A 6,626-nucleotide genomic window follows, 5' to 3' on the forward strand; every position below is an offset into this window, starting at 1 on the left:
TCGCCGGACGCGCCAACATCGCCCACGCCCGCCGCGACCTACACAACCGCACCGATGTCTTCGCCGTCTACGGCATCTAGCAAACCATCACCAAGCCGGACAGAAAGAAACAACGCCGGGGCCCTGGGAACAGCAGGGGCTCGCCGAATGGTCGAGTAGCGATCTGTACGGCGACCGGCAGGCCGCCCTCTCCGTACCCGGAGCACACCGAGATCGCCGGCCAGCCTGTGAGGTTGAACGGCTTCGTGAACCCGGGATTCGCCAGGTGACCCCACTTCGACACGCTGTCAATCCGGGCCGCCTCACTGCCTACGCCTGCGGTGACGATGACGTCGACGTCAGAGGTGGCATTGGCGGTCCTGGCACACAGGTTGCTGCGGCGGCGCAGGGCCTGGAGGTAGTCGGCGCTGGTCAGGAGAGCGCCGAGCGCCAGACGGTCGCGCAAGATCTCGCCGTAGTCGTGGAGGCGGCGGCGCAGATTCTGCTCGTGGAAGGCGTATGCCTCGCACGTCAGAATGATGAGGGTGAGCTCTTGGTACTCGCGTAGGGAGGGCATCGCGAGTTCTGTGATCTCGGCACCCTGTTCGCTCCACACCGCGAGGGCGTTATCAATGCCCTTTTGGGCCGCCTGACTCACGGGACTCTCCGACTCGTGCCACTCCCGAGCGACACCGATGCGCAGTCCCTTGACTCCTTGGCCGAGCCCGGCGCTGAAGTCGGGAACGGGACGATTGACGCTGGCGGGGTCCGCCGGGTCGTGTCCTGCCATCGCTTGCAGTAGCAGCGCGCAGTCTTCAGCGGTCCAAGCCATGGGGCCGGGATGGTCGAGCGACGGTGCGAGGGGAAGGATGCCGCGGCGGCTGCAGAGCCCATAGGTAGGCTTGATGCCGCTGATGCCGCACATCGATGCAGGTTCCCTGATCGAGCCGCCGGTGTCGGAGCCGGATCCCCCGAGGATCAGACCTGCGGCGATGGCGGCCGCAGTGCCGCTCGAGGACCCCGATGTGAAGTGGTCGGGGTTCCAGGGGTTGCGAGCCGGCGGCCACGGGAGGTCGAAGGACGGGCCGCCAAGGGCGAACTCGTGAAGCGTCAGCTTGCCCAACATCGACGTGCCCGCCTCTGCCCAGCGGGCAACAGCTTGTGCATCTTCACTCGGAAGCCAGCCTTCCAGCACGCGGGAGTTCGCCGTGGTGGGAATGCCCCGGGTGTTGAAGATGTCCTTGTGCGCGATCGGGATGCCGTCCAGCCTTCCGCGGAGCTCGCCGGCCATCATGCGTCCCTCGGCCGCCTTGGCTTCGGTCAGCGCGCGCTCGGGGGTGAGGGTGATGAAGCTGTTCAGCGTGCTATCGAGCGCCTCGATCCTCGACAGGCACTGTTCCACCAACTCCACCGGAGACAGCTCGCGAGCAGCGATCAGGGTTGACGCTTCTGCAATCGTGGGAATCTGCATCAGTCATCTCCCCCAGACTCGGGTGGGTGAGTGTGTGCGCCGGCACGGAAGAGATGCGCAGGCTCCGATTCCCAATCCAAGCCGCTCGTGCGAAGACGAACGACCATCGGTTCCATCAGTCGCCAGCCTTCGACGATCGCTGCCGCCTGCGCGGGCGAGAGGGGTAGGCCAGCGGCGTTCAACGCTGCCTGGACATCCTCGGGTGATGTAGATGTCATGGCTCAGCTGGCGAATCGGGACAGCCCGAACGAGTCGAGCGAGGGGTGTCGCTGACCGCCGAGCACTTCCTCGGCGACCACGTTGCCCAGGTGCGCGGACAAGGTGACGCCGCTGTGGGTGGCGACTGCGTAGATCGAGCGGCTGCCGCCGATCCAGTCGGCGATCGTCAGGCCGTCCTCTGGCAGCACGCGGGTGCCAAGTCGCACCGTTTCGGTGGTGGCTTCTGCGAGCGACGGGTAGAGCCGCTTGGCTCGCTCCAGCAGCAGGTTGGGGACCGACCAGATCCTGGGATCCTGCAAGCCCCACTGGCCGCCGGTCGGTGAGTCAGTGAAGGTGACCCCACCGTTGCGGTCCGGGCGGAGCGCGATGTCCTTGCCCTGGACGATGTGCCGGATGCCGGAGTCAACCGGACCGGTCGTGCTGATGAGACCGACGGAAGGCCTGCCTGCTGACGTCGTGTCGTGACGACGGGCAGAGTCGACCGTCGGGAACGTGATGTCTGCCGTGGCAAGGATCGGTCGGTTCCCGTTGCCGGCTGCCAGGATGGTTACATCGGCCTCATGTTGCCGGGTCGACCCATCCGGCCTCTTCGTCGTGATGCCCGTGCTGCTGATGCTCGTGACGGTTTCGTACGACAAGAAGACGGCTCCGGCTTCACGGGCGGCGTGCAGCAGGCTCGAGCACATCATGAACGTGTCGATCCATCCCTCATGGGGGAACAAGACGCCGCCCGAGATGCGCTCCGGGTCCAGCGCCGGCTCGAGTTCGAGTACGTCACCGGCCTTCAGTACCGAGGCTCGGTAGCCGGTCGATACGAGGTGCTCGGCCTTCCGCTTGAGCGCCGCCATCTCCTCAGGCGTCTGTGCGATGTGAATGTTGCCGATCTGATGGAACCAATGGCTCTCACTCCCGAACGTCCGGCTGGCGCGCTCATGTGCTTCGAGCCCGAGCACGTTGAGCTTGTTGTATTCAGCCGGCGTCTTGTTGTAGGCGTTGACCCAGGCGAAGGTGGCCGAGCTCGTGGCCGAAGCGACCTCTGCGGCGTCGATCACGGTGACCGCGGCACCTCGCTTTGTCAGCTCGTAGGCGAGGTTGCAGCCAATTACTCCGGCGCCAACGATGAGCACCCTGCGATTCACTTCGCTACCCGATTCTTCATGTAGGGACTTGTCTTGGTTGGGCGATTGCAGCGGTCAGCGGTGGGCAGGCCTCACCCAACGTTCACCGATGCGAAGAACTTCTTCGCGCGCTCGGTCGAGGGGTTGTGCAGAATGGTCCGCGGGTTGCCGCGCTCGATGACCTGACCGGCATCCATCATCACGACTTCGTCGGAGACGTCTTCGGCAAAGCGCATCTCATGGGTGACCACCAGCATCGTCGCCCCGCTCTGCGCCAGGCCACGCATGACCTCGAGGACTTCGCCGACCAGCTCTGGGTCGAGGGCGCTGGTCGGCTCGTCGAACAGCAGTACCTTGGGCTGCATCGCCAGAGCACGGGCGATCGCAACACGCTGCTGCTGGCCCCCGGAGAGCTCGCTGGGATAGTGGTCCGTCCTGTCGCCGAGACCGACCTGCTCCAGGGCGCGGCGGCCGTTGGCCTCGGCTTCCTTCCGGCTCGTTCCCTTGACAATCATGGGGCCGATGGTCACGTTGCCCAGAGCGGTGTAGTTGGGGAACAGGTTGAAGTGCTGGAACACCATCCCGAAGTTGAGACACTGGCGGCGAGCCACCGCCTTGGACACCGGCACGCGGTGACCGTTGCGGACCTCGTGCCCGATCATCGCGCCATCGAAGAGGATGGCGCCTTCGTCGATGGTCTCGAGCATGTTGACTGTACGAAGCAGCGTGCTCTTGCCCGATCCGGACGGCCCGACAATGCAGGTCACGCTGCCCGGCATGATGTCCAGGCTGACCTGGTTGACCGCGCGCAGGTCACCAAAGAACTTGCTGACCTTCACCAGTTGAAGCAACGGCTTGTCAGTCATCGGCTCACTCCTGCAGCGAGGTCCGTGGAGACTTCCTTGGAGACGGGACGGTGTCGTCGGTTGAACCCTCGGCCGAACCGCTTCTCGAGCCTCGACTGCCCGAACATCGCAACGCTGGTGAGCACCAGATACCAGATCACGGCAACCGTGAGCAGCGGGATCGTTTCGAAGTTCTTCGCGTAGATCACCTGGACGGTCGTCAGCAATTCGCGATAACCGATGACCGAGACCAGTGCGGTGCTCTTAAAGATCGTGATAACCTCGTTCGCCATTGACGGGGTGATCACCCGGATCAGTTGCGGCCCGAGGATGCGCCGGTAGGCCGCGAGCGGTGGGAGGCCGAGTGCCTTGCAGGCCTCGAACTGCCCCGAGTGCAGCGCCATCACGCCGCTGCGGAAGATCTCGGCTGAATATGCGCCGAGGTAGATCGACAGTCCGATGACGGCTGCGCTAAATCGGGTGATCACATCGTTGGCCGGGACACTCGCAAAGGTCGGCCCGAACGGGATGCCAATACTGAGCGTTGGCACCAGCGCTCCGAAGAAGAACACCAGCAGCAGCATGACCAGCGGTGGCATCGCCCGCATCACCCAGATGTAGAGGACTGCGGCGGTGCGCAGGACGACCAGGTGGGACATTCGACACCACGCCGTGATGACGCCAAGGACGAGCCCGAGTGCCGTGGTGCACAACGTTAGGTAGATGGTGTTCCGCAGGCCCTCCATGACGACCTTGCTGAAGAGGTAGGAGCCCACCACATCCCACTGCCAGTTCTCGTTGAAGACGAAGAACCGGGTGAGCACCAGGGCCGCGTAGACCGCCACCACGATGCTGATCCAGTGCGCGACTCCGAGCCGCGGTCGGATCGGAAGAGATGCCAGAGCCTCCGCAGTGTCTTCCGATTTTCCCCGTGTGTGAACTGATGTTCGCAGAACTTCTAACACGGCTCAGCCCTCCTGGCTGATGTCCGAGTTGATGGGCATCTCGGGCAGGGCGAGGTCCTGCTGCTTCCAGGCGGCGAGGAGCTTCTCGTAGACGCCGGTCTCGACGAGCTTGAGCAGTGCGGCTCGGAGGGCGTCGCGGAGGTTGGTGTTGTCCTTGTGAATGCCGATGCCGTAGACGATGTTGGTCTCGTTGAAGATCGTCTTGTAGAGATCAGGGTGCTGCTCGACGTTGTAGACGACCTGCGGCGAGTCGCCCCAGAAGGCGTCGTCCTGGGCGCTCTTCACAGAGAGGATGCCGGCGCCAGAGTCCTGGTAGGGCCGCGGCTCCAGTGCCGGCTGGCCCGCGGCTTCGCACTTCTTCGCGGCCTCCTCGAGGAAGGCCTGCTGCGCACTGCCGCGCGTGTAGCCGATGCTGAGCCCGCACAGGGTGTCGGCCGTGACCTCGTCCTGCTTGACACCCTTATGCGCCATGATCGCGGTGCCGGCCTTCATGTAGTCGATGAAGTCGATTTTCTTCTGGCGCTCGACGAAGTCTCCGACCGACGCGATGACGTCAAAGCGCTTGGCCTCAAGACCGGGAACCATCGAGTCGAAGGTGCCCTCCTGGAACTTGACCTCCGTGCCGAGCACCTTGGCGGCTGCGCGGAGCAGGTCGGGGTTCAGGCCGGTGATCTTGCCATCGGCATCCACGAACTTGATCGGCGCGAAGTCCGCGTTGATCGCCGCTGCGAAGCCGCCCTTCGATCGGATGTCCTCGGGGAGGAGCTCGGCGACGGTGTCGTCCTTCTGGACCTTCTCTACGATCGCGTCACTGTTGGTCTGCTGCTCCTTGCCGGCCGCGCTGTCTTCCGGGTTCGAGCACGCGCCCAGCCCCACGAGGCAAACCAGCGCTGCGAGTGCAGCGGTTGTCTTACGGATCATTTCCTTCTCCTTGTTTGTTTCTTACGTGGGGTTGGGACCACGCGAGATAGCGGTTACTCCGGATCGGAGTACTCGATGTAGAAGTCGATGGTTTCGGGCCGAACGAAGAACACGGCGGCCTCGGCGATCTGGCCGTTGGTCTGCCACATCAGGCGGCGCCTTCGCAGAACTGGCTGCCCGGGCTCGATAGCCAGCAGGTCGGCGTTGCGCTGTTCGAGCAGCACGGCGTCGAAGTACATCCGTGATTTGGGGATCGCGATACCGAGGCGGTTGAGGTAGGCGCGAGTCGTCAGGTGCGTCAGTTCCTCGCTGAGCAGGTCGGGCGCGAGGGCAAAGGGAATGGCGGCGATCTCGACCACGATGGGGTTCTCGTCGACGTCGTACTTCAGACGGACCATCTGGGTCACCGGCGTTGCTGGATCGATGCCCGGCAGCTCGACCTCCGCCTTGGCTGCCGGGATCACTTCTGCCGAGATGACGGCGTGCCGGCCGGGGATTTCCGGGGCGCCGGACTTGCCCTGCGCAGGGTCCAGGTAGCGGAGCAGGTTGACCTGGCGTGCGCCTGAGGCGACGTGCGTTCCCTTGCGTCGGGTCCGAACAACGAGCCCGGCCTGGGCCAGCTCGTTGAGGGCCTTCTGTGCCGTTGCTCGACTGACGTCGTAGGCCTCCTGCAGCTCGGCCTCGGTGGGCAGCCGTGCACCGGGCGGGAGTTCGCCGGACTGGATCTGGGCCTCCAGTTCGGTGCGGATCGCTTGGTATCTGGCAACGGACATGTTTTGACCGTACATAAAAACTTTTGACCGGTCAATAGTTACGCCGACCGGCGCCTCGCCGTGCTCGGCATCGACCCGATCTACGGCAGCACGAACCCGTTCGCGTTCATGGAGCTGCAGGGCGTGCAGGAGCTGTCGAACTTCTTCGAGCGCCGGGTGTCGGCGTACCAGGTGGGGGTCACCGGCTCGGTGAGCTTCGACGACGAGTTCTAGGGCGTGTCTCGTGGATCTTCGGGGCGGGTTTTGGTAGATAGATTGGCGTGTCTCGACGGCATGAGCTGACCGATGACGAGTGGGCGCTTCTGGCGCCGTTGCTGCCAGCGGATCCGCCGCGT

General features: G+C 64.3%; 6 protein-coding genes and 1 pseudogene. 1 reads left to right on the forward strand and 6 read right to left on the reverse strand.

The window, feature by feature from the left end; genetic code table 11:
- Positions 1-76: 76 nt before the first annotated feature.
- The 6 genes from ABGB16_RS32685 to ABGB16_RS32710 all read right to left on the reverse strand — a co-directional run bounded on the left by ABGB16_RS32685 (position 77) and on the right by ABGB16_RS32710 (position 6,291).
- Entirely contained in the window at positions 77-1,450 is a 1,374-nt protein-coding gene (locus tag ABGB16_RS32685; RefSeq protein ID WP_347671928.1) for an amidase, read from the reverse strand.
- A gap of 221 nt (positions 1,451-1,671) precedes the next feature.
- Entirely contained in the window at positions 1,672-2,859 is a 1,188-nt protein-coding gene (locus tag ABGB16_RS32690) for an FAD-binding oxidoreductase (RefSeq protein WP_347671933.1), read from the reverse strand.
- A 20-nt stretch (positions 2,860-2,879) separates the two neighbouring features.
- The gene (locus ABGB16_RS32695) at positions 2,880-3,653 is read right to left on the reverse strand and encodes an amino acid ABC transporter ATP-binding protein (protein WP_347671929.1); all 774 of its coding nucleotides are present in this window, start codon (positions 3,651-3,653) and stop codon (positions 2,880-2,882) included.
- Positions 3,650-4,477, reverse strand: coding sequence for an amino acid ABC transporter permease (locus tag ABGB16_RS32700; RefSeq protein WP_347671930.1), 828 nt, complete (start codon positions 4,475-4,477; stop codon positions 3,650-3,652). The genes ABGB16_RS32695 and ABGB16_RS32700 overlap by 4 nt, the downstream gene beginning before the upstream one ends.
- Positions 4,478-4,600: 123 nt before the next feature.
- Entirely contained in the window at positions 4,601-5,518 is a 918-nt protein-coding gene (locus ABGB16_RS32705) for an ABC transporter substrate-binding protein (protein ID WP_347671931.1), read from the reverse strand.
- A gap of 53 nt (positions 5,519-5,571) precedes the next feature.
- Positions 5,572-6,291: a GntR family transcriptional regulator gene (locus ABGB16_RS32710; RefSeq protein ID WP_347671932.1), complete on the reverse strand. Its 720-nt coding sequence runs from the start codon at positions 6,289-6,291 to the stop codon at positions 5,572-5,574.
- A gap of 42 nt (positions 6,292-6,333) precedes the next feature.
- On the opposite strand from ABGB16_RS32710, the pseudogene ABGB16_RS32715 reads away from it, so the two are divergent.
- Positions 6,334-6,504, forward strand: a pseudogene (locus ABGB16_RS32715) (ribonucleoside-diphosphate reductase); the annotation flags it as partial.
- Between the last annotated feature and the right edge of the window lie 122 nt (positions 6,505-6,626).

It is taken from the genome of Micromonospora sp. B11E3, from assembly GCF_039871625.1.
Lineage (GTDB): Bacteria > Actinomycetota > Actinomycetes > Mycobacteriales > Micromonosporaceae > Micromonospora.

Bases quoted from the DNA above. Each gene is read 5' to 3' on its own strand.
- ABGB16_RS32685 (WP_347671928.1), bottom strand. From the start codon at position 1,450: ATGCAGATTCCCACGATTGCAGAAGCGTCAACCCTGATCGCTGCTCGC.
- ABGB16_RS32695 (WP_347671929.1), bottom strand. From the start codon at position 3,653: ATGACTGACAAGCCGTTGCTTCAACTGGTGAAGGTCAGCAAGTTCTTT.
- ABGB16_RS32705 (WP_347671931.1), bottom strand. From the start codon at position 5,518: ATGATCCGTAAGACAACCGCTGCACTCGCAGCGCTGGTTTGCCTCGTG.
- ABGB16_RS32710 (WP_347671932.1), bottom strand. From the start codon at position 6,291: ATGTCCGTTGCCAGATACCAAGCGATCCGCACCGAACTGGAGGCCCAG.